This is a genomic window from Streptomyces sp. NPDC059166 (assembly GCF_042755185.1).
GTDB lineage: Bacteria > Actinomycetota > Actinomycetes > Streptomycetales > Streptomycetaceae > Streptomyces.
Genome location: NZ_JBHZCI010000012.1, coordinates 98,485 through 121,390, shown reverse-complemented (window position 1 = coordinate 121,390; position 22,906 = coordinate 98,485). Strand labels below are relative to the sequence as shown.

20 protein-coding genes and 1 other RNA gene are annotated in these 22,906 nt (G+C 73.1%); 8 read left to right on the top strand and 13 right to left on the bottom strand.

All coding sequences use genetic code 11. The features are described 5' to 3' along the window. Nucleotides 1-8 precede the first annotated feature (8 nt). From ACFXOA_RS11920 to ACFXOA_RS11910, 3 genes are read right to left on the bottom strand one after another with little or no spacing between them, the layout of a single operon-like run. Entirely contained in the window at nt 9-1,316 is a 1,308-nt protein-coding gene (locus ACFXOA_RS11920) for a M20/M25/M40 family metallo-hydrolase (RefSeq protein WP_385025411.1), read from the bottom strand. Beyond that, nucleotides 1,313-2,698, bottom strand: a complete 1,386-nt coding sequence (locus tag ACFXOA_RS11915) for a cytosine permease (protein WP_385025408.1) — start codon at nt 2,696-2,698, stop codon at nt 1,313-1,315. The genes ACFXOA_RS11920 and ACFXOA_RS11915 overlap by 4 nt, the downstream gene beginning before the upstream one ends. Continuing rightward, entirely contained in the window at nt 2,698-3,651 is a 954-nt protein-coding gene (locus ACFXOA_RS11910; protein ID WP_385025405.1) for a DUF1177 domain-containing protein, read from the bottom strand. Before ACFXOA_RS11910 ends, ACFXOA_RS11915 begins: the two co-directional genes overlap by 1 nt. A gap of 148 nt (nt 3,652-3,799) precedes the next feature. Between ACFXOA_RS11910 and ACFXOA_RS11905 the strand changes: the two genes are divergently transcribed. Both ACFXOA_RS11905 and pepE read left to right on the top strand, forming a co-directional pair. Continuing rightward, the gene (locus tag ACFXOA_RS11905) at nt 3,800-4,627 is read left to right on the top strand and encodes an IclR family transcriptional regulator (protein ID WP_385025402.1); all 828 of its coding nucleotides are present in this window, start codon (nt 3,800-3,802) and stop codon (nt 4,625-4,627) included. Nucleotides 4,628-4,695: 68 nt separating this feature from the next. Then, nucleotides 4,696-5,424, top strand: a complete 729-nt coding sequence (gene pepE / locus ACFXOA_RS11900) for a dipeptidase PepE (RefSeq protein ID WP_385025399.1) — start codon at nt 4,696-4,698, stop codon at nt 5,422-5,424. Here the strand turns inward: pepE and ACFXOA_RS11895 are convergent. From ACFXOA_RS11895 to ACFXOA_RS11870, 6 genes are all read right to left on the bottom strand, one after another. After that, nucleotides 5,390-6,916, bottom strand: coding sequence for an MFS transporter (locus ACFXOA_RS11895; RefSeq protein WP_385025396.1), 1,527 nt, complete (start codon nt 6,914-6,916; stop codon nt 5,390-5,392). The genes pepE and ACFXOA_RS11895 overlap by 35 nt on opposite strands. A 323-nt stretch (nt 6,917-7,239) precedes the next feature. Next, a complete protein-coding gene (locus tag ACFXOA_RS11890; protein WP_385025540.1) occupies nt 7,240-7,872 on the bottom strand; it encodes a response regulator in 633 nt (210 codons plus the stop codon). A gap of 83 nt (nt 7,873-7,955) precedes the next feature. Beyond that, entirely contained in the window at nt 7,956-9,185 is a 1,230-nt protein-coding gene (locus tag ACFXOA_RS11885) for a sensor histidine kinase (protein WP_385025393.1), read from the bottom strand. 3 nt (nt 9,186-9,188) lie between these two features. Continuing rightward, a complete protein-coding gene (locus ACFXOA_RS11880) occupies nt 9,189-9,911 on the bottom strand; it encodes an ABC transporter permease (RefSeq protein WP_385025390.1) in 723 nt (240 codons plus the stop codon). After that, nucleotides 9,911-10,888: an ABC transporter ATP-binding protein gene (locus ACFXOA_RS11875; RefSeq protein ID WP_385025387.1), complete on the bottom strand. Its 978-nt coding sequence runs from the start codon at nt 10,886-10,888 to the stop codon at nt 9,911-9,913. The genes ACFXOA_RS11880 and ACFXOA_RS11875 overlap by 1 nt, the downstream gene beginning before the upstream one ends. A 446-nt stretch (nt 10,889-11,334) precedes the next feature. Beyond that, nucleotides 11,335-12,615: a hypothetical protein gene (locus ACFXOA_RS11870; protein ID WP_385025537.1), complete on the bottom strand. Its 1,281-nt coding sequence runs from the start codon at nt 12,613-12,615 to the stop codon at nt 11,335-11,337. A 925-nt stretch (nt 12,616-13,540) separates the two neighbouring features. Between ACFXOA_RS11870 and ACFXOA_RS11865 the strand changes: the two genes are divergently transcribed. From ACFXOA_RS11865 to ACFXOA_RS11855, 3 genes are read left to right on the top strand one after another with little or no spacing between them, the layout of a single operon-like run. Beyond that, the gene (locus ACFXOA_RS11865; protein ID WP_385025384.1) at nt 13,541-14,377 is read left to right on the top strand and encodes a Nif3-like dinuclear metal center hexameric protein; all 837 of its coding nucleotides are present in this window, start codon (nt 13,541-13,543) and stop codon (nt 14,375-14,377) included. Further along, nucleotides 14,374-15,117 (top strand): C4-type zinc ribbon domain-containing protein, encoded by a 744-nt coding sequence (locus ACFXOA_RS11860; protein WP_365095139.1) that lies wholly within the window; start codon nt 14,374-14,376, stop codon nt 15,115-15,117. Before ACFXOA_RS11865 ends, ACFXOA_RS11860 begins: the two co-directional genes overlap by 4 nt. Then, nucleotides 15,117-16,376 carry a bifunctional RNase H/acid phosphatase gene (locus ACFXOA_RS11855; protein WP_385025381.1) on the top strand — a complete coding sequence of 420 codons (1,260 nt, stop codon included), beginning with the start codon at nt 15,117-15,119 and terminating at the stop codon, nt 16,374-16,376. Before ACFXOA_RS11860 ends, ACFXOA_RS11855 begins: the two co-directional genes overlap by 1 nt. Before the next feature lie 83 nt (nt 16,377-16,459). On the opposite strand, the gene eda is transcribed toward ACFXOA_RS11855, so the two are convergent. The 3 genes from eda to ACFXOA_RS11840 form a co-directional block, all read right to left on the bottom strand. Further along, nucleotides 16,460-17,107, bottom strand: coding sequence for a bifunctional 4-hydroxy-2-oxoglutarate aldolase/2-dehydro-3-deoxy-phosphogluconate aldolase (gene eda / locus ACFXOA_RS11850; RefSeq protein WP_385025378.1), 648 nt, complete (start codon nt 17,105-17,107; stop codon nt 16,460-16,462). 179 nt (nt 17,108-17,286) lie between these two features. Then, entirely contained in the window at nt 17,287-18,087 is an 801-nt protein-coding gene (yaaA, locus tag ACFXOA_RS11845) for a peroxide stress protein YaaA (RefSeq protein ID WP_385025375.1), read from the bottom strand. Nucleotides 18,088-18,221: 134 nt separating this feature from the next. Further along, the gene (locus tag ACFXOA_RS11840) at nt 18,222-19,454 is read right to left on the bottom strand and encodes an MFS transporter (RefSeq protein WP_385025372.1); all 1,233 of its coding nucleotides are present in this window, start codon (nt 19,452-19,454) and stop codon (nt 18,222-18,224) included. A gap of 159 nt (nt 19,455-19,613) precedes the next feature. Here ACFXOA_RS11840 and ACFXOA_RS11835 point away from each other — a divergent pair, with 159 nt between their 5' ends. The 3 genes from ACFXOA_RS11835 to rnpB all read left to right on the top strand — a co-directional run bounded on the left by ACFXOA_RS11835 (nt 19,614) and on the right by rnpB (nt 21,720). Further along, a complete protein-coding gene (locus ACFXOA_RS11835) occupies nt 19,614-20,549 on the top strand; it encodes a LysR family transcriptional regulator (protein WP_385025369.1) in 936 nt (311 codons plus the stop codon). Nucleotides 20,550-20,722: 173 nt separating this feature from the next. Then, nucleotides 20,723-21,244: a TetR/AcrR family transcriptional regulator gene (locus ACFXOA_RS11830; RefSeq protein ID WP_385025366.1), complete on the top strand. Its 522-nt coding sequence runs from the start codon at nt 20,723-20,725 to the stop codon at nt 21,242-21,244. Nucleotides 21,245-21,320: 76 nt separating this feature from the next. Continuing rightward, nucleotides 21,321-21,720, top strand: an RNA gene (gene rnpB, locus ACFXOA_RS11825) — RNase P RNA component class A. 206 nt (nt 21,721-21,926) lie between these two features. On the opposite strand, the gene ACFXOA_RS11820 is transcribed toward rnpB, so the two are convergent. Continuing rightward, nucleotides 21,927-22,868 (bottom strand): helix-turn-helix domain-containing protein, encoded by a 942-nt coding sequence (locus ACFXOA_RS11820; protein ID WP_385025363.1) that lies wholly within the window; start codon nt 22,866-22,868, stop codon nt 21,927-21,929. Nucleotides 22,869-22,906: the final 38 nt, after the last annotated feature.

The following is a 22,906-nucleotide window of genomic DNA, read 5'->3' as shown; positions in this document are numbered from 1 at the left end:
AGGTCAGGTCAGCAGCTCTGCCAGAGTCGGGTCATGACCCGGACGCCGAAGCGCAGGCCCTCCAGCGGGACGCGTTCGTCCACGCCGTGGAAGAGCCGGCCGTAGTCCAGGTCGTGCGGGAGCTTCAGCCCCTTGAAGCCGAAGCAGCGGATGCCCAGGTGGGTGAAGGCCTTGGCGTCGGTGCCGCCCGGGTTGCAGTACGGGACGGGGTGGCCGTCCGGGTCCTCGGCGCGGACCGCGTCGCACATCGCGTCGACCAGCGGGCCGTCGAACGACGTCTCCATCGCGATGTCGTGGTTGACCCACTCACGGCTGACGGACGGCAGCAGCAGCCGGTCGATCGTGTCGATCAGCTCCTGCTCGTGGCCCGGGAGGAACCGGCCGTCCACCCGCGCCGTGGCCTTCCCCGGGATCACGTTGGTCTGGTAGCCCGCGGAGAACATCGTGGGGTTGGCCGAGTTGCGCAGCACCACCTGCATGAAGTCGGCGACCGGGCCCAGCCGGGACAGGGTGCCCTCGATGTCGTCCGCGTCGAACTCGACGCCGTACAGGCGCGCGGCCTCCTGGAGGAGGGCGCGTACCGGTTCGATCAGCCGGACGGGGAAGGTCTCGCGGCCGATGCGGGTGAGGGACTCGGCGAGGTCGGTGACGGCGTTCTCGTCGTTGGGGGACGAGCCGTGCCCGGCCCGGCCGGTCGCCGTGAGCTCCATCCACGCCATGCCGCGCTGGGCGTTCTCGATCGGGTACAGCCGGCGGGTGTCGTCGATCGCGAAGGAGAAGCCGCCGCCCTCGCCGATCGCCTCGGTGACCCCGGAGAACAGCTCCGGGCGGTGCTCCACCAGCCAGTGGGCCCCGAACTTCCCGCCCGCCTCCTCGTCGGCGAGGAAGGCGAGGACCAGGTCCCGGGAGGGCCGCGTGCCCGTCCGGGCGAAGTGCCGGGCGGTGGCCAGCATGACCGCCACCGTGTCCTTCATGTCGATCGCGCCGCGCCCCCAGAGGTAGCCGTCGCGGATCTCGCCGGAGAACGGCGGGACCTGCCACTCGGAGGCGTCGGCCGGCACCACGTCGAGGTGGCCGTGGACCAGCAGGGCGCCCCGGGAGGGATCCGAGCCCTCGACGCGGGCGATGACGCTGGCGCGGCCGGGCGCGGACTCGACCAGTTCGGAGGCGATGCCGACCTCGTCGAGGCGGGCCACCACCCAGTCGGCGGCCGCGCGCTCGTCACTGGTGGGGTTGGAGGTGTCGAAGCGGATCAGGTCGGCGCAGAGGCTCACGACCTCTTCCTGCGCCTGCTCGGAGGCGGGGACGAAGCTCATGCTGCTGCCTTCACGGTGACGGGGGCGGTCGGGGCGGTCTCCTCGTCCTCCAGGGCGGAGGTGCCGTACGGCCGGACCCAGCCCAGCTTGCCGATCACGCAGTAGAGGACGAAGGCGGTGAGGAGCGAGTTCAGCGCCGGAATGCCGCCGTCGACGAACTTGCCGACGCAGAAGGCCGCCGCCCAGATCAGCAGGGACATCGGCACCCAGGTGGGCGAGGACGCCGGGAGCGTCTGCGCCTCACGGGTCTCGTCCAGGGGCCCCCGCATCCGCTTCACGACCCAGTACTCGGCGACGACGATGCCGCCGATCGGCGGGATCATCACGCCCAGGAAGGAGAGGAACTCCGTGAAGTGGGTCATGATGCCGACCGCGGAGAGCAGGGTGCCCGCGACACCGAGGGCGACGGTGACGACGCCGCGGTGCAGCCGCTTGCCGAAGACGACCTGGAAGAAGTTGACGACGCCGAGCGAGGAGCCGTAGAGGTTCCAGTCGTTGATCTTGGCGGTGGACATCAGGACCACGATCACACCGAAGACGCCCGAGGTGGAGAGCACGATGTGCGAGACCTCGCTGGACTTCACCAGGTGGCCCAGCAGCACACCGGTCAGGCCCACGATGTACTCGGAGAGGATCATCGAGGAGGCGCTCTGCAGGAAGACGTGCGAGCCCTTCCTGTTGTAACGGGTCATCTCCGGGGAGACGATCGCGCCCGTCATGTAGCCGCCCGCGATGGCGGTGGCCGCGACGGCCAGCGGGATCGTCTCGCCGGGGGGCGGCGAGCTGATCAGGTCGCTGACGGAGTGGTCGTTCAGCGTGGTGACCACGGACCAGGCCACCATGGCGAAGAACAGCGGGGCGACGATCTTCGCGAAGAACGCCATGTACTTGAAGCCGAAGATCACCAGAGCGGTGATGGCGACGCCGGCGAGGACGCACCACAGCCAGGACGGACCGCCGACGAGGGCGGACACGCTGTCGCCGAAGATCGAGTTCTGCACACCGAACCAGCCGACCAGGCTGACCGCGATGACGAAGCTGACCAGCGCGGAACCGTTGCGGCCGAAGCCCGCCCAACGGGTCAGCATCGGGGTGGCGAGTCCTTCGCGCATCCCGGCCAGGCCGATGGCGAAGATCACGATCTCCAGGATCACCGCGCCGAGCGTGAAGGCGAGGAAGGCGTCGCCGAAGGTCATGCCGACGCCGATGGTGGCGCCCAGGGTGAACTGGGAGATCGACCCGGACTGGGCCAGCCACTGCAGGAGCATCGACCAGAAGCCGAAGCGCTTGTCACGGGGCACCCGCGACAGCGCGTAGTCGTCGCTGCCGATGCTCTTGGCCTCGGGGGCAGCCGAGACGGCGGCCCGGTTGTCGGAAGCCATCAGGACTCCAGGGGTGTGCGGCCGAAGGTCTGCAGGTGAGCCAGCGACCCGTAGCGGTTGACGAGGTTGTCGAACTCCACCGCGTCGTGGAAGTCCAGGTTTCCGGCGCCGAAGGCCTTGGCGACCTCGACGGCGTACCGGGCGGCGGACGCGATGTCGCTCTCGTGACTCGCGCCCGTCTGGCAGCCCGGCACCGCGGCGGCCGAGGTGACCGCGAGACCGACGACCGGTGCGGCGGTCGCGGTGGAGGGCTGGAGAATCGAATTGATGTGGTGTGCCCCATTACCGTACGGGGTGATGTCCTGTGTGGTCACCGGGTACGTGACCAACGGCTCACCGGTCACGACGGCCAGGAGCTCTCCGAGCTGCTCGGAGACCCGGAGCACCCAGCCCTCCTTGACGGTGGGCGACAGGGCCAGGCCCTTGTGGTTGATGATCCGGTTGCCCTTGGTGGTGTCGATGGAGAGCACGGCCTCCATCTCGCCGGTGACCTCGTGCCGGTTCATCGTCGCGATGTCCACCGGGGACCCCATGAACGGGACCGGGTCGTGCGGCTCGGTCGGCGCGCTCGGGCAGATGTGCGTGGCGATGATCACGTCACCCGGCAGGCTGTCCCCGCGCCGGCGCATGTCCAGCAGCTTGGCGGCGGTGGCGACCGCCGCCGCCGCGCCGTCCGCGTCGGACACCAGGCCCGTCACCTCGGGCCGGGCCCCGACGCCGCCGAGGCGGCCGACCACTCCGAGTGTCCTGGCGTCGCCGCCCGAGGTGCGCCCACGCGAGCCCGGGACGCGGACGAGTACGAAGTCGGTCGACCCCTGCTCGCCGGTGACGGTCGTGACCTCGGCGGACACGCCCTCGGCCCCGGCCACGGAGTCGAGGTAACCGGCCACCGACTTGCCGGAGACCTGCGGGTCGTCGAGGAGCTCGACGATGTCCAGTACGTACTTGAGCATGGGGGGCCTTTCTCGGAGCGGGACACCCGCCCGGCGCTCGCTCAGGGCGGGCGCGGGGCGGGGTGCAGGAGCAACATTCGGGATCGGCTACCGTAGGGCGCAATAGTTTCCCGTTATCTGCAATTCAGGTCTGAATGGTGAGATACCGATGACCGATCTCGTCCCGGACCGGCGCACTCCCGCCGGCGCCCTGCAAACCGTCGACCGGGCGCTCCTGGTCCTGCTCGCCTTCGAGCGCACCCGCCCCGACTGGGGCGTCACCGAGGTCGCCGCGGAGTTCGGCTGGGACACCTCCGTCGCCCAGCGCCTGCTGGCCACCCTCGCGGGCCGCGGGTTCCTGGTCTCCGACCCCGTCACCCGCCGCTACCGCATCGGACCCGCGGTGCTGCGCCTGGGCCGGCTCTGGGAACGCTCGGGCTCGCTCGAACTGCTGGCCGCGCCCGTGCTGGAGGAACTGCGCCGCGCCACCGGCGACACCGTCCTCTTCTCCCTGCCCGACAGCTTCCACATGCGGTGCGTGGCGGCCGAGGAGGGCGAGACCGGGCCGCTGCGCTACTACCCGCTGGTCGGTGAGCTCTACCCCGCGCACGCGGGGGCGACCAGCAAGTCCTTCTACGCGTACCTCCCCGACGAGCAGCGGCACCGGCTCTTCAGGGGCCGGCCCATGGCGCGCTTCACCGACCGGACCGTGACCGACCCGGACCTGCTGGAGCAGGAGTTCCTGAAGATCCGCGCCCAGGGCTACGCCTGGACCGTCGGTGAGTACGACGCCGGGATCGCCACGGTCGCCGTCCCGGTCTTCCTGGGGCGCGAGCCCTACGGCAGCCTCAGCCTCGGCGGCGGCGAGGAGCGCTTCCGCGGGGCCCCCGAGGACCGGCTCGACGCGCTGCGCCACGCCGCGCACCTGCTGGAACAGCGGCTCACCCACCCGCCGCAGCGGCCGAAGACCCGCGCGGGCCGCCCCCGCGCCACCTGAGACGGCCGCTCCCCGCCCGAACCGGCGAGCGCACGCGCCGCCGGCCCCACCCGTACGAGGATCCGAAGATGAATCTGCTGCTTCTCTCCAACTCCACCCAGCACGGCCGTGGTTACCTGGAACACGCGCTGGAGACCGTCACCGCGTTCCTTCCGGCCGCCGCCCGGCTCGCCTTCGTGCCGTACGCGCTCGCCGACCACGACACGTACACCGCCCGCGTACGCGCGGCCCTGGAACCGTCCGGGATCGGCGTACGCGGCGTCCACGAGGGGCGCGACCCCCTCGCCGTACTCGCGGACGCCGACGCCGTGTTCATCGGCGGCGGCAACTCCTTCCGGCTGCTCGACGCCCTGTACCGCACCGGTCTGCGCGAGGCGGTACGGGACGCGGCACGCGGCGGACTGCCCTACATGGGCGCCAGCGCCGGCACCAACATGGCGGCGCCGACGCTCCGCACCTCCAACGACATGCCCATCGTCCAGCCGCCGTCTTTCGACACCCTCGGCCTGGTCCCCTTCCAGATCAACCCGCACTACCTGGATCCGGACCCGGCCAGCACCCACAAGGGCGAGACCCGCGAGGAGCGGCTCACCGAGTTCCTGGAGGAGAACGACGTCCCCGTGCTCGGGCTGCGCGAGGGCACCTGGCTCCGCGTGCAGGGCGACACCGCCACCGTCGAAGGCGCCCATCCCGCCCGCCTGTTCACCCGGGGTGCCCCGCCGCAGGAGCTCGCGGCGGGTTCCGACGTCTCCCGGCTGCTCGTTACGGAGCCGAGGTTCGACTCCCCGGCACGCTGACCGCGGCCCCGGCCTCCGCCGCCGCGTCCCGCGCGTCACCGGCGCTGCTCGCCAGCAGCACCGGGCGCGCGGGCCGCTGGGCCGGGAGGAACGCGGCCAGCACCAGGCCGATCAGCACCGCCCCGGTGGCGATCATGAACGAGGTGCGGAACCCCTCCATGCTGGGGACGTCCACCGGGCCCATGCGTACCGAGGTGTTCGCCAGCACCATGCCGATCACCGCGCTCGACAGCGAGGTGCCGATCGACCGCATCAGCGTGTTCAGCCCGTTGGCCGCTCCCGTCTCCGAGGCGTCGACCGCACCGATGATCAGGGCGGGCAGCGAGGAGTACGCCAGTCCGATCCCGGCACCCAGCACCACGGCGATCACCACGGTCTGCCAGGGGGCGCTCATCAGCCCGAGGCCCGCCCCGTAGCCGACGGCGATGACCAGCATGCCGAGCATGAGGGTGACCTTGGGGCCGCGGCGGGCCGAGATCCGGGCGTACAGCGGGGCCACGAACATCATGGTCAGCCCCAGCGGAGCCACGCAGAGCCCGGCGACCACCATCGACTGCCCGAGACCGTAGCCCGTCGCGGCGGGGAGCTGGAGCAGCTGGGGCAGGACGAGGGAGACGGCGTAGAACGCGACGCCCACCATGATGGAGACGAGGTTGGTGAGCAGCACCTCACGCCGTGCGCTGGTCCGCAGATCGACCAGGGGCGCGGGGGAGCGCAGCTCGAACAGCCCCCACAGGACCAGGATCACCAGGGACGCGACGATCAGGCCGAGGGTCAGCGGGGAACCCCACCCCCAGTCCGAGCCCTTGGTGACCGGGAGCAGCAGGCAGACCAGGCCGAGGGAGAGGCCCAGTGCCCCGACGAGGTCGAAGCGCCCCGGCGCGCGCAGCGGCGGCTCCGGCACCACGAGGACGGTCAGGGTCATGGCCAGGACTCCCAGCCCCGCCGAGGCGAGGAAGAGCGCGTGCCAGTCCGCGTGCTGGGCGACGAGCGCGGCGGCGGGCAGCGCGAGCCCGCCGCCCACGCCTATGGAGGAGCTCATCAGGGCCATCGCCGAGCCCAGCTTCTCCGGCGGCAGCACGTCGCGCATGATGCCGATCCCCAGCGGGATCGCCCCCATGGCGAAGCCCTGGAGGGCCCTGCCGGCGATCATGACCACCAGGGTGTCGGTCGAGGCGCAGATCAGCGAGCCGACGACCATCACCGCGAGGCTGGCCAGCAGCATCCGCCGCTTCCCGTAGAGGTCGCCCAGCCGCCCCATGATCGGGGTCGCGACGGCGCCGGCGAGCAGCGTCGCCGTCATCACCCAGGTCGCGTCGCCGGGGTCGGTGCGCAGGAGGGACGGCAGGTCCTTGATGACGGGGACGAGCAGGGTCTGCATCACCGCGACGGTGATCCCCGCGAACGCGAGCACGGGAACGACACCGCCACCCCTGCCCCGGGGCGGGGCGGGGAGCTCGCCCGCTCGCTGTCTGTTCGTCGTCCGTCGCATACGTGTGGCCTCCGGGCAGGGGGAGTTCGGGAGAGGTACGGGGGTGGAACGTGCGGCAGCGCCGCCCGAGGGCAGCGCCGACCACCAAGTGTGTGCATGCTGAACGCTTCCGTACGCCCGAGATATTCCGGTGAACGCGACGTAAAAACAGCCCGGTGAAACGCGGCGCAGAACAGCCCGGTGAAACGCGGCGTGGAAACAGTCCGGTGTAACGCGGCGTGGAAACAGCGCTGCCCTGTCCACGGTCGTGCAACCCGGTCGCGGGCCCGCGACCGCCGTCCCGCGCTCCCCGAGGCCTGAGGGCGCCCGGCCCGAGCGAGCTCTCAGAGCCAGCCCTGGGAGCGGGCGGCCCGCATCGCCTCCGTGCGGTTGCGGGTGCCCGTCTTGCCGATGGCCGACGACAGGTAGTTGCGCACCGTCGACTCCGACAGGCTCAGCTTCACCGCGATGTCGGCGACCGTCGCCCCGTCCGCCGACGCGTTCAGCGCGTCCCGTTCGCGGGGGGTCAGCGGGCACGGGCCCGCGCCCAGGGCGGCGGCGGCCAGCGCCGGGTCGATCACCGTCTCACCGCCCAGCACCCGCCGGATCGCCTTGGCGAGCTCCCCGACCGGCCCGTCCTTCACCAGGAAGCCCGCCGCCCCGGCCTCCATGGCGCGCCGGAGATAGCCCGGCCTGCCGAACGTCGTCAGGATCAGCACCCGGCACTCCGGCGCCTCGTCGCGCAGGTCGGCGGCGGCGTCCAGCCCGCTGCGCCCCGGGAGTTCGATGTCCAGCAGCGCCACGTCCGGGCGGGAGTGGAGCGCCGCGTCCACGATGGCGTCACCGGACTCCACCTGGGCGACCACCTCGAAGTCCGGCTCCATCCCGAGGAGCAGCGCGAGCGCGCTGCGCATCATGCCCTGGTCCTCGGCGAGCAGGATGCGGACCGACGCGGTGGGCCGGTGGTCCTGCGGCATCTCGTTCACGGAATCAGCGTAGGCCGCGCGGCGCCCGGGGGAGCCCTCACTACGCCACAGGAGTGTCCCCGCCGGTGCGGCCGTCAGCCGCAGGCCCGCTCCTCGGAGCCGCCCGGAGCGTCGTCCTGCATCTCCGCCGTCACAGTGAACCCGCCGTCCTTCGCCCGGCCCGCCTCCAGCGAGCCGCCTACGGCCGCCAGTCGTTCGGCCAGCCCCTTCAGCCCCGTGCCGCCGCCGGCATCGGCACCGGTCCCTCCGCCCGCTTGGTTCCCGGTGGCCGGCCCGTGCCGGGGGCCGGCGCCGTCGTCGGCGACCGTCAGCCGGATGCGTCCGCCCGTGGACTCCAGGGTGAACACACAGCGCGAGGCGCCGCTGTGGCGTACGGCGTTGGTCACCGCTTCCCGGGCCACCCAGCCCAGCAGCGCGTCGGCCCGTGGGCCGGGCGGGCTGCCCGAACGGTCCACGACCGCCTCGATCCCCGCGGCTGCCAGCACCGGTCCGGCCCTCTCCAGCTCGCTCGCCAGGCTGCTGTCCCGGTAACCCGTCACCGCCTCCCTGACCTCCCTGAGCGCCTGCCTGCCCACCGACTCGATGTCGCGGACCTGGGCGATCGCGGCGTCGACGTCGTGCGGGGCGAGCCTGCGCGCCGCCTCCGACTTGACGACGACGACCGAGAGGGTGTGGCCGAGCAGGTCGTGCAGGTCGCGCGAGAACCGCAGCCGTTCCTGCTCGACCGCGGCGCGGGCGAGCTCCCGCCGGGTCGCCCGCAGCTCCATCACCGTCTCGGAGAGGGTGAGGATCGCCGCGGTCACCGCCCCCGAGATGACCGTCCCGTAGCCGATCGTCCACGGCTCCGATACGTGGTCGCCCTTCCACACCGCCACCGCACACGCTCCCGACCCCAGCACCAGCAGGGTGATGCCGAGCCGCCGGCCCCGGAGGATCGTGCCGACGGCGAGCGAGTACACCGGGAAGAACAGCAGCCAGGTGCCGCCGTAGCCGACGGCCAGGCCGACGGTCACCGTGCCCATGAGGGCGAGCAGCACATACGAAGTGACGCTCTCGCGCCGCCTACGGTCGAAGCCCCGGAACACCACCGAGATGTAGAGGGTGTTGAAGGCGAACAGCCCCAGGCCGCCGATCCAGGGGTTGGGGGTCTCGCCCCTCCAGAGGTTGGAGAATCCCCCGAGCCCCATCAGCAGTGTGGGCAGCAGCACGTACGGCCCGGGCGGCCCGGGCCGCCGCTCGCCCGTGACCTTCCTCCGCCTGAACATCCCACGCATGCGGCGCCCTTCGACTCGATCGCCCGCCATCGGTCACACCGTCCTGGCCGAGCGGCGGTAGGAGACCGCGGCGTACAGGCCGAACAGAACCAGCCAGACCCCCAGGACGGCCGTGGACCCGAAGGCCGGCGGATCACCGGCGATCACCGACCGCCCGAGGCCGGAGAAGCCGTACGCGGGGGTGAACTCACCTACGTCCCGCAGCCATTCGGGGAACAGGTCGAGCGGGAACCAGAGCCCGCCGATCACCGCGAAGCCCGTCAGGCAGGCCACGTTGACCACACCCGTCGCCTGCGGCGTGAGCCGGTAGCCGTTGCCGATCCCCAGCAGGGTGAACGGCAGGGCGCCGGCCCACAGCAGCACCACCAGGGAGGCCCACTGCCAGATCTCCAGCCGCACCCCGTTGACGAGCGCCCCGGACAGCAGGACGGCGAGAACGGCGGGCAGGACCGTCACCGAGCCGCTCACCGCCCGGCCCGCCACCGCGCGCCCCTGGGAGAGCGGCGTGATCCTCAACTGCCGCAGCCAGCCGAGTGACTTGTCCGCGGCGATGCCCGTCCCGATGCCCATGGACGAGCCGAGCGCCCCGTAGGCCGCCATACCCACCATCGACAGGGCCTTCCAGTCGTCGGAATCGCCGCCGCCGCCGAGGTTGGTGAAGAGGAGATACATCATCACCGGCATGCCCGCCCCGAAGACCAGGTACGAGGGGTCGCGCAGCGTACGGCGCATCTCGAGAAGGATGTACGGGATCATCACACGGCCTCCTGTCCGACGCGGGTCACCGCGGGCACGTCGACGACCGCCCCGGTGTCCGGCGGTGCGGTCAGGGAGAGGAACGCGTCCTCCAGGGTCGCCCTGCCGACCAGGAGGTTCCGCACGGCCCCGAGCGCGGCCAGCGCGACGACGGTCGCGTCCGAGTCGTCGGTACGCAGCCGAGCGCGTCCCCCGGCCATGTCCACGTGCACGACACCTGGGAGTGAGGCCAGTTCGGAGGGGGTGAGCCCCGCCGGATCGAAGGACACCAGGCCCCCGCCCACCGACCGTCCGATCTCCTCTCCGCTGCCGTCCGCGACGATCCGGCCCCGGTCCATGACGACGATCCGGTCGGCGTACCGGTCGGCCTCGTCCAGCTGGTGGGTGGAGAACAGCACCGTGCCGCCCCTTTCGGCGAACTTCCCGACCGACTCCCACAGGGAGCGCCTCGCCTCCACGTCCAGTGCGGACGTCGGCTCGTCCAGGACGACCAGTTCCGGACCGCCCGCCAGTGCGACGGCGAAGCGGACCCGCTGTGCCTGACCGCCCGACAGCTTGTCGACGCGCCGGTCCGCGTACGCGGTCACTCCGGCCAGGTCGAGGGTCTCCGCCACCGGCAGCGGCCGGGGGTGGAGGGAGGCGACGAACCGCACCAGCTCACGCGCCGTCACCCGGGGGATGGGGCGCCCGTCCTGGAGCATCGCGCCGGCCAGCCCGGCACGGACCGCCTGCTCCGGTGGACGCCCCAGGAGGCGCACCGTGCCGGAGTCGGGGGTGTCGAGCCCCAGGAGCAGGCCGATGGCAGTCGACTTGCCCGCCCCGTTGCGCCCCAGCAGGGCCACGGTCTCACCCCGCCGCACGACCAGATCGACGCCGTCGGCCGCCCTGACCGTGCGCCCCGCTCTCCCGTAGGTCTTGACCACGCCGGTGAACACCACCGCGGGCCTTCCGTCTTCGTTCTCAGCCGTCCCCGTCATGAACCAGACGCTACGGGGCCGCCGTTCGTCCGGGCAGGGGCGAGTGTACGAAGCTGCCCGGGACAAATGTCACGGACGCGCGAGCCGCCGGGAGCGGCAACGCCGAGGGCCGCCGCAGCCGGACGGCTGCGACGGCCCTCGTCCCGTGCGGAGCGGCCTCAGGCCGCCGCGCCGCCACCCCCTTCGGAGGGGCGGCGGTGACGGCCGTGCGGCTGCGATGTCGCGCCCTCCGCGGATGCGCCCCCTCGGTGCTTTCCGTAGCCGCCGGCTTCGGCCCCTTCCGTGTCCGCCTCGGGCGGACGCGGCTGGGTCGTGTCGGTTCGGGCTTCAGACATGTGGGAAGTCTCCCCGTTGCAATCGCTTACGTGTGTGTCGCGGCCCCGCCGCCTTCCGGCACGGTCACCGTCGGCGCCCGGACGGTACGGCTGCGTAGCCCGGGGCAGAGTTTATCCAGGTGCGGTCCTGCCGGTGAGAGGCGCCTGCCCCAGAGGAACGGGCTTACGCGCGCCGGCTTCCGGGGCCTGCGCGGAGGAAGCCGTTCCGTTCGCGACGGACTGGTACGGGTCGTCGGCGGGAGCCTCCAGCAGCGCCACGCCACAGGGCGCGTCCGGCGGTACGTACGGCAGACGCAGCACACCGTCCCGGCTCCAGAAGCCGGTGCCGGTCAGCCAACCGGCGGGCGCCGCGTACTGGTGCAGCCGCCGGCCTGCCGGGCGCCACAGGCCCACCCAGCTGCCGGCCGCGCCGTCGATCCGGAGTGCGACCGCACAGCACTCGGGCATCAGCATCTGGCCCGGCTGCACGGCGAACGGCGTCATCGTCACGTCGGGCGTGCGCAGGCACTCGGGAAAGCGCACCGGCAGACAGCTGCCGAGCACGCCCCAGCCGAGCCGGTCCTGCCCCGGCGCGTCGGAGCGCACCAGCAGCAGGCCGCTGTCGGCGTCGGCCAGCAGCAGGCGGTCGTTGCTCTCCGGTGCGATCTGAAGCAACGGGGTCGCCTCTCCGCCGCGCCCCAGGTCCACCACGATCGTCTTCACCGGCCCGCCGCCCGGCATCTGCCGGTCCAGGGCGAGCAGCCGGCCCTCACGGTCGAGCCAGGCGCCCCCCGAGCACCGCCCCGGGACGTCCGCGATGTGCTCCGGGCCGAACGCCCCGCCCGCCACCAGCCAGACGCCGGTGGATCGCGCGCCGGGGAGCAGCGCGAGGACGTTCATCCCGTCGGGGGACGGGGGCAGGAGCGCGAGCTCCGTCCCGATCACGGCACCGAGGGGAAGCTCACCCGTGTCCGGCCCGGTCGGATACAGGAGCGAGAACGTGTGCCGGTCCGCCGCCGCCCGCCGGCGGATCAGGACCCGACCGTCCGAGAGGGGCAGGACATCGGCGTCCGCCGCCTCTGGGCGGTCGAGAGGAAGGGGGACGGCGTACGGCTCGGGCCCGTCGAGCGTCCAGCGCTCGGGACACCAGCCCGGCCCGCCCCCGGCGGGGGCGAGCCGGGCGGCGTACGAGTGGTCGGCGGAGATGGTGAGCGGCCCCGGCCCCGGCTCCGGTTGCTGCGCCCGGTCGGCGGCATCGCCCGGTACGGACACCGTTTCCGGTGCGGCCCGGTACTCCGCATCAGGAGCGGTGGGGCCCGCGCCTGGCGTCGCCGCGGCCGGTGCTCCGGCGGGCCCCCGGGCATCGCCCGCCCGCCCCGGTTCCGGTGCTTCGGCGAGACCCGCCGGGGGCACCTCCGAGAGGGCCGGCGCCACGACACCGGCGGGCGGGACGGCCGGCACGGGGGGCACGGCAGGCACCGGCGGCACGGGCCCCGCAGGCGACACGGGGGCGACCTTCACCCGCACGGAGATGCCCGGAGCGCCGGTGCCGGACGCCCCGCCCGGTGCGGCGCCGCGCGATGCCGTGCTCCTCGGGAAGGTGACGGCCGGTCCGCCCGGGGAGCCGGTGGAGGGCGCCGCACCGCTCGGAGCGGCGCCCGTTCCGTACCCGCCCGCAGCGGCGGTGGGCGGGGGTGCGGGAGTCGTCGCGGTCCTCGGTGCCGCACCCGCGTCCTCCCGGGGCGTTTCCGCCTCGCCGGGAGCTGACGGGGCAGCGGCGCCCGTGACGCCGGCAGTCCCCGCTCTGAGCGGATCCCCGCCCTCGTCGGAAGTCGCCATGGTGTGGGCCTCTCCGGGCCGGACCGGCCCGTCCGGTTCAGGGGGGCGGGGCGTGGATTCGGCCGTCGCCGCAGCCTCTGCGACTCCGGTGGTCTTGTCCTCGATGGCACAGGCAGTCATGGTCCGGTCACCTCCGGCAACCGAAGCTAGATTTCGCGGTTCCCACCGGACAACACGAGCTTCGGCACTTCACACATAAGGGTGCCGATGCCCTGATTCGCCTGCGGAGACTCAGGAAACTGTGCTGTCGGAACCTCCGTCCGGGCCGGTCAGCCCTCGCCCGCACCACCCGTACCGGAGCGGCACATGCCGCCCGCATGCCCCTCTGTCATCGCGCCAGGTCCGCCGGTACGGCCGGGGTGCGGACCGGCCGTCCCCGCCCCGGGTGGCCCGCACCACGGCGGTACCGGCGCTGCGGTCCGTACCGCCCGCCGGCCCTCCTGTCCCGGGACCGGCGGGCAGGGGCGGCGGGGTGCGGTGGGCAGGTAGCCTTTCTCCCGTGCCCCGTCTGTCTGAAGTCATCGCCGAGCTCGACGCCCTGTGGCCTCCCGAGCGGGCCGAAGGATGGGACGCCGTCGGCACGGTCTGCGGCGACCCCGACGCGGAGATCCACCGGGTCCTGTTCGCCGTCGACCCCGTGGGCCCGGTCGTGGACGAGGCCCGCACCCTCGGTGCGCACCTGATCGTCACCCACCACCCGCTCTATCTGCGCGGTACGACGACGGTCGCCGCCTCCACCTTCAAGGGCCGGGTCGTGCACGACCTGATCAAGCACGACATCGCCCTGCACGTCGCGCACACCAACGCGGACACCGCGGACCCCGGCGTCTCCGACGCCCTCGCCGCCGCACTCGGCCTCCGGGTCACCGGCCCGCTCGTCCCCGACCCGTCCGACGCCACGGGCCGCCGCGGACTGGGCCGGGTCTGCGAGCTCGACCACCCCGAGTCCCTCCGCGACTTCGCCGCCCGCGCCGCCGCCCGGCTGCCCGCCACCGCGCAGGGCGTCCGGCTGGCAGGCGACCCGGACGCGGTGGTACGCCGCGTCGCGGTCAGCGGCGGCTCCGGCGACAGCCTCTTCGACGCCGTGCGCGCGGCCGGGGTGGACGCCTTCCTCACCGCGGACCTGCGCCACCACCCGGCGTCCGAGGCCGTCCAGCACTCCCCGCTCGGCCTCGTCGATGCCGCACACTGGGCTACCGAATGGCCCTGGTGCGAGCAGGCCGCAGCGCAACTCGACGCACTTTCCGACCGCCACGGATGGGACCTGAGGGTCCACGTCTCGAAGCAGGTCACCGACCCCTGGACCACCCACCACTCTTCTGGAGCCCCCAACTGAACGCCGCGCCCGCCGACCAGATCCGACTCCTCGAAGTCCAGGCACTCGACGTACGTCTGTCGCAGCTCTCCCACAAGCGCACCTCGCTGCCCGAGCACGCCGAGCTCGAATCGCTGGGAAGCGACCTCGCCCAGCTGCGCGACCTGCTCGTCGCCTCGCAGACCGAGGAGAGCGACACCACCCGCGAGCAGACCAAGGCGGAGCAGGACGTCGACCAGGTGCGCCAGCGCGCCGTCCGCGACCAGCAGCGGCTCGACTCGGGTGCGGTCTCCTCGTCCAAGGACCTGGAGAGCCTGCAGCGCGAGATCACCTCGCTCGCCAAGCGCCAGGGCGACCTGGAGGACATCGTCCTCGAGATCATGGAGCGCCGTGAGTCCGCCCAGGAGCGGGTGGCCGAGCTGACCGAGCGCGTGAGCGCCGTGCAGGCCAAGGTCGACGACGCCACCGCCCGCAGGGACGCCGCGACCAAGGAGCTGGAGGCCGAGGCCGCGGGCGTCGCCAAGGACCGCGAGGTCGTCGCCGGTGCCGTCCCCGCCGACCTGCTCAAGCTCTACGACAAGCTCCGCGCCCAGCAGGGCGGCGTGGGCGCCGCCCGTCTTTACCAGCGCCGCTGCGAGGGCTGCCGGCTGGAGCTGAACATCACCGAGGTCAACGACGTGAAGGCGGCCTCCCCCGACACGGTGCTCCGCTGCGAGAACTGCCGCCGCATCCTGGTCCGCACCTCGGAGTCCGGGCTGTAATGGCCGCTCCCCGCCGGGTGGTCGTCGAAGCCGACGGAGGGTCCCGCGGCAACCCGGGGCCCGCCGGTTACGGCGCTGTCGTCATCGACCCGGAGACCGGCGGGGTGCTCGCCGAGGCCGCCGAGTACATCGGCGTCGCGACGAACAACGTGGCCGAGTACAGGGGGCTGATCGCGGGCCTCACCGCGGTCAGGTCCCTCTTCCCGGACACCACCGTGCAGGTGAGCGTGCGGATGGACTCCAAGCTGGTGGTCGAGCAGATGTCGGGCCGCTGGCAGATCAAGCACCCCGCCATGAAGCCGCTGGCCCAGGAGGCCGCGGGCATCCTGCCCGCCTCCTCGGTCACGTACGAGTGGATCCCCCGCGCGCAGAACAAGCACGCCGACCGGCTCGCCAACGAGGCGATGGACGCGGGCGGGCGGGGCGAGCAGTGGGACCCCGGGGCCTCGAAGGCCGACCGGGGTACGGCGCGCACCCCGGCGAAGCCCCTGCCCGTCGACGGACCGCCCGGCGACGCCGTGGCCGGAGCGGCGAAGGTGCGGGCCGCGATGGCGAAGGCCCGCCCGGCGGCGGCCTCCACGACCCCGCAGGCGGACACCACACCGCAGGTGGGCTGGGGAAGCGCACCCGATCTGGGCACGCCCACGGTCTTCGCCCTGCTGCGCCACGGCGAGACGGCCCTCACCCCCGAGAAGCGGTTCTCGGGGAGCGGCGGCGGCGACCCTGAGCTGTCGGCCACCGGGCGCGATCAGGCGGCCCGCGCCGCCGAGGCGTTCGCCGCGCGCGGCGCAATCCAGGACATCGTCAGCTCACCGCTGCGCCGCTGCCGGGAGACCGCGCAGGCCGTGGCCTCCCGGCTGGGCCTGGAGGTCCGGATCGAGGAGGGGCTGCGCGAGACGGACTTCGGCGCCTGGGAGGGGCTCACCTTCGCCGAGGTGCGGGAGCGGTACGCCGCGGACCTGACCACCTGGCTGTCATCCCCCGACGCGGCACCCACGGGCGGAGGCGAGAGCTTCGCCGAGGTGGCGGAGCGGGTCTCGGCGGCCCGTGACCGGCTGATCGCCCGCCACGGCGGGCGCACGACGCTCCTGGTCACCCATGTCACGCCGATCAAGACGCTGGTACGGCTCGCGCTCGGAGCCCCGCCGGACTCGCTCTTCCGCATGGAACTGTCGCCCGCGTCCGTCTCGACGGTGGCCTACTACGCGGACGGCAACGCCTCGCTGAGGGTCCTCAACGACACCTCGCACCTGCGGTAGGAGCGGCAGTGGGGCCCGTCCTCCCGTACGGCACGCGCCGTACGGGAGGACGGGCCCCACCCGCACCGGGGACCGCCCGGGGCTCAGCCCCCGGCCAGTGCCGAAGCCTCGGCGGCGAGCCGCTCGACGCGCGCCCAGTCCTTGGCGGCGACGGCGTCGCCGGGAACCATCCAGCTGCCGCCCACGCAGCCCACGTTGGGCAGGGCCAGGTACGACGGCGCCGAGGCGAGCGAGATGCCGCCCGTCGGGCAGAACCGTGCCTGGGGGAGCGGCGAGGAGAGCGCCTTCAGGTAGGCGGTCCCGCCCGCGGCCTCGGCCGGGAAGAACTTCATCTCGGTGACCCCGCGCTCCAGCAGCGCGACGACCTCGGAGGTCGTCGAGACGCCGGGGAGGAAGGGCACGCCCGACGCCTTCATCGCCTCCAGGAGGGCGTCGGTCCAGCCGGGGCTGACCAGGAAGCGCGCACCGGCCGCGACAGTGTCCTCCACATGTGCCCGGGAGATCACCGTGCCGGCGCCGACCACCGCGTCCGGTACCTCGGCGGCGATCGCCCGGATGGAATCCAGCGCGGCCGCCGTCCGCAGCGTGACCTCGATCGCGGGCAGCCCCCCGGCGACGAGTGCGCGAGCCAGCGGCACCGCGTCGGCGGCGTCCTCCAGGACGACGACGGGGACCACGGGGGCGAGATCGAGGACGGAGGCGGACACGGCGGAGGGCGCGGAGGAGGTCATGGCTTCATCCTGCCGCGAGAACCGCACACTGCGCAACGCGCGTTGCGCATGCTGCAACGCCCGCCTTCCGTGCGGAGTCGCACGCGCCTGTGTGTCGTGCGTCCGTGCGCCTGTGCCTCTGTGCGCCGTCGGGCCGGTGTGCTCGCGCCGGTGTCCGCGTGGGGCGCGCGTCCTCCGGGTCAGTGGATCTCGGTGACCACGACGTCCAGCGACCACGGCCGTCCCGCCCGTGCAGGCGCCTGCGCCTCCACCACGTGGCCGAGGTCACGCAGGACCCCCACCAGCTCGGCGGGTCCCTTCGGGCGGGCGCCCGCCACCAGCAGGTCGCGGACCAGACGCCCCTTCGTCGCCTTGTTGAAGTGGCTGACCACGGACCGCTTCTCCACCCCGTCGACCATCCGTGACTGGAGCACCCGCACGCTCGCCGTGCGTTCCGCGACCTCGCCCGCCGGCTTCCATGCGCCGGCGTACGCGGACGACCGCAGGTCCAGGACCAGGCCGTCCCCCGCCGCCTCGGGCATGACCGACGCCATCGGGGCCCGCCAGTACGCGTTCAGCGCTCCGAGGCCCGGCAGCCTGACCCCCATCGACAGGCGGTAGGAGGGGATCCGGTCGCTCACCCGCACCGCACCCCACAGCCCGGAGAAGACCAGCAGCGACGTGGCCGCCCGCCGCTTGGCCGCCGTGTCCAGCGTGGCCAGGCCGAGGGCGTCGTACAGCACGCCGGTGTAGATCTCCCCAGCCGGACGGGTCCCGGCCGTACGCAGCTCCGCGTTCTTCGCGATCTCGCCGCGCAGCCCCTCGCTCAGGCCCAGTACCTCCCGGGCCTTCTCCTCGTCCGCCACGCAGAGCTCGACGAGTTCGTCGAGGATCGCGGCCCGCGCGCCGGCGAGACCCGGCAGGGACAACGACTCCGGCTTCAGCGGTGCCCCGCGCCCCGAGGCGGCCTTACCTTCGGAGGGCGGCAACAGCACGAGCACGAGGGTCTCCTTTTCACACGCGGCGCAGGGCCCCGGGCGGGTGGGAGCCCCCGGCAAGGGTACGGGCCGTCCCTCGGGCGCCGTGCCCGGCGCTGTGACCGGAAGGGCTCACCGGCCGGCTCTCGCGCACGCCACTACCGGACCGGCTCCGCCTCCACGGGGGACGGCGTCCGGCGGGGCATCAGCAGAGGCGTCGCCAGCAGGAACAGCCCGGCCAGCCCGACGGCCGTACGCGGACCGGCCAGGCTTCCCAGCACACCCCAGGCGGCGGTCAGGAGCGCGGTCGCCGCCTTGGCCGTCACGGACCAGGCGGACAGCGCGCGGACGACCCGGTCCGCGGCGGTGCGCTCCAGGCGGCAGGTGGCCGAGACCGGGTTGAAGACGCCGCAGCAGAGGATCAGGCCGGTCTCGACGCCGATGACCAGCAGCAGCCCACCGGTACCGGGCCCCACGAAGGTCAGCCCGACCGGCCACAGCGCCCGCAGAGTCCCGGACCAGGCCAGCACCCGGTGCTGCCCGAACCGGGTCACCAGCGGCCGGGCCAGCCCGGACCCCAGCAGGCCGGCGACCGAGGGGGCGGCGAAGGCGAGACCGTACTGCCAGGGCGCGAAGCCGAGCTCACCCAGCATCAGGACGGCCAGCAGCGGGGAGGAGGCCATCACCAGGCCGTTGAAAAGGGCGGTGTTCAGGAAGAGCGGCCGCAGGGTCGCGTCGGCCAGGATGTACCGCCAGCCGTCCAGCAGGTCCCCGGCCCGTAGCCGTACCACGTCCCGGTGCCCGGGGGGCGGCTCCTTCCCGCCCGTCATGCGAAGCCCCAGCGCCGACAGCAGATAGCTGGCAGCGTCCGCCGCGACCGTCGCCACGGGACCGAGGAGCCCGGTCAGCGCACCGCCCAGCGGCGGCCCGACGATCGTCGCCGTCCAGGCCGTGGACTCGAACCGGGCGTTGGCGACGAGCAGGTCCTCCGCGCTCAGCAGCGTCTTCAGGTATGCGCCCGAGGCCGCCCGGAAGGTGATGTCGGACGCCGCGACGAGGACCGAGACCAGCGCGAGCTGGAGGAGGGTGAGCACTCCGAGCCCGTACGCGGCGGGGACTGTCAGCAGCGCCGCGCACCGCACCAGGTCCATCGCGATCAGCACCGGCCGCTTGCGGCGGAACTCCACCCAGGGGCCGAGCGGCACCGCCACCGCCGCGCCCGCCGCCGCCCCCACGGCGGAGAGCGCGGCGACCTCGGCCGGCCCGGCGTCGAGCGCCTGGATCGCGATCAGCGGGAACGCCCCGAAGGCGAGCCAGGTGCCGAGCGCGCTCGTCCCGTACGCTCCCCAGAGCCACCCGAACGGTCGCCCCAGCCGGTGCCCGCTCCCCATCCCTCGGCGCTCCTTGCCTGCGCTCGTACAACCCGTCCGCGTACGAACCCATCAAAGCGAGACCCCCGACCAGGGATCAAACAACCGTCGTCGCCGCGGGAACAACCACCGGTTGTTCCGATGCCCGCCTGGAGCGGATGCCCGGCCTAGAGTGTCCGTATGGATCTCGATGCCGTCCGGACCTTCGTCGCCGTCCTGGACGCGGGACGGTTCCGCGAGGCGGCCGACGAGCTGGGCGTCACCCAGCAGGCCGTCTCCAAACGCGTCGCCGCGCTGGAGCGCACCCTCGGCGTGCGGCTGTTCACCCGCACCGCGCGGGGGGCCGAGCCCACCATCGACGGCCAGGCCTTCCTGCCGCACGCACGTGAACTGCTCCGCGTCGCCGAACGCGCGGCCACCTCCGTACGCACCGGCCGCCGCCCGCTCCGGGTCGACATCATCGCCTCACGGGGCGCGGCATCGGGCCTGATGCGGGCCTTCCACGGGGCGCACCCCGAGATCGACCTCGACGTGGTGATGCTCTTCTCCATCGAGACGGCCGTCGCCGCCATCCGGTCCGGAGAGATCGACGCGTCCTTCCGCGCCGTCACCGCCCCCGGCCTGCCGCTGCCCGAGGACATCGCCTCCGCGCGGGTCCTCGACGAGGACCTCGAACTCCTCACCGGCCCGCACCACGCGCTCGCGGGAGCCCGCTCGGTGACCCTCGCCGAGCTCACGGGACACCGGATCTGGATGCCCGGCATCGTCCCCGGGACGGAGTGGGCCGCCTACTACGACGACCTCGTCGCCGAGTTCGGCCTGACCATCGAGGCGACCGGCCCCAACTTCGGCTCCGACGCCCTGCTCGACACCGTCGCCGACACCCCCGCGCTGGCCACCTTCATGGGCGGGCAGACCCGTCTCGTCTGGCCTGCGGGACACGGGCTGCGCCGCATCCCGGTCACCGGGCCGAAGCCCGTCTACCCGCACTCCCTCCTCTGGCACCGCGACAACCCCCACCCGGCCCTGGCCACCCTGCGCTCGTACCTCGACACCGCCGCGGCCGGGCAGGACCCGGCGGGGACCTGGACCCCGGGGTGGACGAACGCGCGCTGAGACCGGGGTGCGCACCCGCCGGTCCCTGCGTCCGGGAGGTGCCTCACAATGCTGTGGAATGGGCAATTCCGGACACTCGCGGGCCGCTCGCCGGCCGGCTCGTCCCCCTCTCGTACGATCACGTACTCGGTCACGGACCGCGTACCGACTCCGTACGAGGGAAGGCCTTATGTGTGAGTGACCTCGCGACCGCCCCGACCGCCGGACGGCCCCGGCAGATCGTCTCGGCTGCCCGCACCCTGCTCGAGGCGGAGGGCCCCGACGCGCTCACGATGCGGAGACTGGCGGACCGGGTCGGCGTCAAGGCACCGTCCCTCTACAAGCACTTCCCGGACAAGTCGTCCGTGGTGACGGCGCTGGCCACCGAGATGCTCCGGGAGACCGCGGGCGTCCTCACGGCGGCCGAGGCGGCGGCCCCCGGGTCCTTCTCCGCCCTCGCCACCGCCTACCGCGCCTACGCCCTCGCCCACCCGCACCTCTACCTCCTGACCATGGGCCGCTCCATCCCCGACGGAGCGGCCGCCGACGCCGCGGCCGCGCCTCTGGTCCGGGCGGCGGGCGGCGACGAGGACCGCGCCCGCGCCGCCTGGGCCTTCGCCCACGGGATGCTGGTCCTCGAACTCAACGGCCGGTTCCCCCCGGGCGCGGACCTCTCAGCCGCCTGGGAGGCGGGCATCGCCGCCTTCACGGCCTGACCGCGCACGCGACGGGCGGCCCGCACGGCCGCACGGAGGTGCCCGCCCCGCCGGGTAGCATGGTCACCACGGCAGACGAGCCGGGCGGACGGCCGCGTGAGGATCCCCGGATCCTCCCGAGGAACGTCCGGGCTCCACAGGGCAGGGTGATGGCTAACGGCCACCCGGGGTGACCCGCGGGACAGTGCCACAGAAAACAGACCGCCCGGGACTCCGGTCCCGGGTAAGGGTGAAACGGTGGTGTAAGAGACCACCAGCGCCTGAGGCGACTCAGGCGGCTAGGTAAACCCCACCCGGAGCAAGGTCAAGAGGGAGCACCCCGGTGCTCCTGCGCGAACGTCCGAGGGCTGCCCGCCCGAGTTCGCGGGTAGACCGCACGAGGCCGGCAGCAATGCCGGTCCTAGATGGATGGCCGTCTCCCCGGCCGCCGCGAGGCGACCGGGCGACAGAACCCGGCGTACAGCCCGACTCGTCTGCCGCCCACTGCGGCGTTGTCCGGGTAAGGGCCTCCGGCGTGCGTCGGAGGCCCTTACCGGTCTATCAGGTGCTTGCCGCGTGAGGCGGCGGAAAGTACCTCGGAAGTCCCTCGGACAGCGCTGAAAGTCCCTGCGGAGTCCCCAGCCCGGCACCAGGCCCGACAACCTCAAGCGCGGACGAGCGCCGGCGAGGACGGCGGCCCGGCTCAGCCGGCGGAGGCGTCGGCCGCGGTGGGCACGCTGGTGGGGCACAGCTCGGCTGCCGGCTCCGGGGGCTCCACGCGTGCCGGCTCCGGTGTGGCGCCCACGGTGTCCAGGCGCAGCATGGCCTGCTCGTCCGCGGTGCCGGGGAGTGCCTGGTAGACCACCATCCGCTGGCCGCTCGCCCGGGCCAGTCGCATGACCTCGTATGTCAGGGTCATCGGCCCGACCTTCGGATGCCGGAAGGACTTCTGCCCGCCACCGCGCTCGCAGACGTCGTACCGTTCCCAGATGCGCGCGAATTCCGCTGACTTCAGAGCGAGTTCGCCGACGAGCGCGGTCAGCTCGGGATCGTCCGGGTCGGCCCCGGCGACCGCGCGCAGATGTGCCACCGAGAGGGCGACCGTCTCCTCCCACGGCTCGTAGAGCGTCCGGCCGACGGGGTGGAGGAACAGATAGCGGGTCAGGTTGCGCTGGTCCTCCGGCATGTCCCAGAGGCCGGGCATCAGCCGCCGGCCGGGCCGGTTCGCCGCCAGTACGCGGTTGTAGCGGTCCTCCACATAAGCGGGCAGCGGACGAACCGACTCCAGCATTCGCAGTACCGAGTCGCGGACCGCGTCCTGCGGGCCGGCTGACAGCTCGGAGCACCGGCCGGAGGCCAGCTCCGCGAGTTCGTGCAGGCGTTCGTAGCCGTCGCCGCTCAGCCGCAGGGCCCGGCCCAGGGCGTTCAGCACGGCGGACGACGGATTGGTCTCCCGACCCCGCTCCAGGCGGATGTAGTAGTCGACGCTCACTCCGGCCAGCACGGCCAACTCCTCCCGGCGCAGCCCGGGCGTACGGCGCAGGCCCTCGCCGGCCGGGAGACCGGCCTCCTCCGGCTTCACCTGCGCCCTCCGGGCCTTCAGATATCGGCCGAGTTCGGTGCCCCTCGTCTCTGCTGCTGTCATAGGGCCATTTTCGCAGGCGGTCAACGCCCGTGGGGGGC

Bases quoted from the DNA above. Each gene is read 5' to 3' on its own strand.
- ACFXOA_RS11920 (WP_385025411.1), bottom strand. From the start codon at position 1,316: ATGAGCTTCGTCCCCGCCTCCGAGCAGGCGCAGGAAGAGGTCGTGAGC.
- ACFXOA_RS11835 (WP_385025369.1), top strand. From the start codon at position 19,614: ATGGATCTCGATGCCGTCCGGACCTTCGTCGCCGTCCTGGACGCGGGA.
- pepE (WP_385025399.1), top strand. From the start codon at position 4,696: ATGAATCTGCTGCTTCTCTCCAACTCCACCCAGCACGGCCGTGGTTAC.
- ACFXOA_RS11915 (WP_385025408.1), bottom strand. From the start codon at position 2,698: ATGGCTTCCGACAACCGGGCCGCCGTCTCGGCTGCCCCCGAGGCCAAG.
- ACFXOA_RS11890 (WP_385025540.1), bottom strand. From the start codon at position 7,872: ATGCCGCAGGACCACCGGCCCACCGCGTCGGTCCGCATCCTGCTCGCC.
- ACFXOA_RS11910 (WP_385025405.1), bottom strand. From the start codon at position 3,651: ATGCTCAAGTACGTACTGGACATCGTCGAGCTCCTCGACGACCCGCAG.
- ACFXOA_RS11840 (WP_385025372.1), bottom strand. From the start codon at position 19,454: ATGGGGAGCGGGCACCGGCTGGGGCGACCGTTCGGGTGGCTCTGGGGA.
- ACFXOA_RS11885 (WP_385025393.1), bottom strand. From the start codon at position 9,185: ATGGCGGGCGATCGAGTCGAAGGGCGCCGCATGCGTGGGATGTTCAGG.
- eda (WP_385025378.1), bottom strand. From the start codon at position 17,107: ATGACCTCCTCCGCGCCCTCCGCCGTGTCCGCCTCCGTCCTCGATCTC.
- ACFXOA_RS11855 (WP_385025381.1), top strand. From the start codon at position 15,117: ATGGCCGCTCCCCGCCGGGTGGTCGTCGAAGCCGACGGAGGGTCCCGC.
- ACFXOA_RS11820 (WP_385025363.1), bottom strand. From the start codon at position 22,868: ATGACAGCAGCAGAGACGAGGGGCACCGAACTCGGCCGATATCTGAAG.
- ACFXOA_RS11905 (WP_385025402.1), top strand. From the start codon at position 3,800: ATGACCGATCTCGTCCCGGACCGGCGCACTCCCGCCGGCGCCCTGCAA.
- ACFXOA_RS11875 (WP_385025387.1), bottom strand. From the start codon at position 10,888: ATGACGGGGACGGCTGAGAACGAAGACGGAAGGCCCGCGGTGGTGTTC.
- ACFXOA_RS11895 (WP_385025396.1), bottom strand. From the start codon at position 6,916: ATGCGACGGACGACGAACAGACAGCGAGCGGGCGAGCTCCCCGCCCCG.
- ACFXOA_RS11880 (WP_385025390.1), bottom strand. From the start codon at position 9,911: ATGATCCCGTACATCCTTCTCGAGATGCGCCGTACGCTGCGCGACCCC.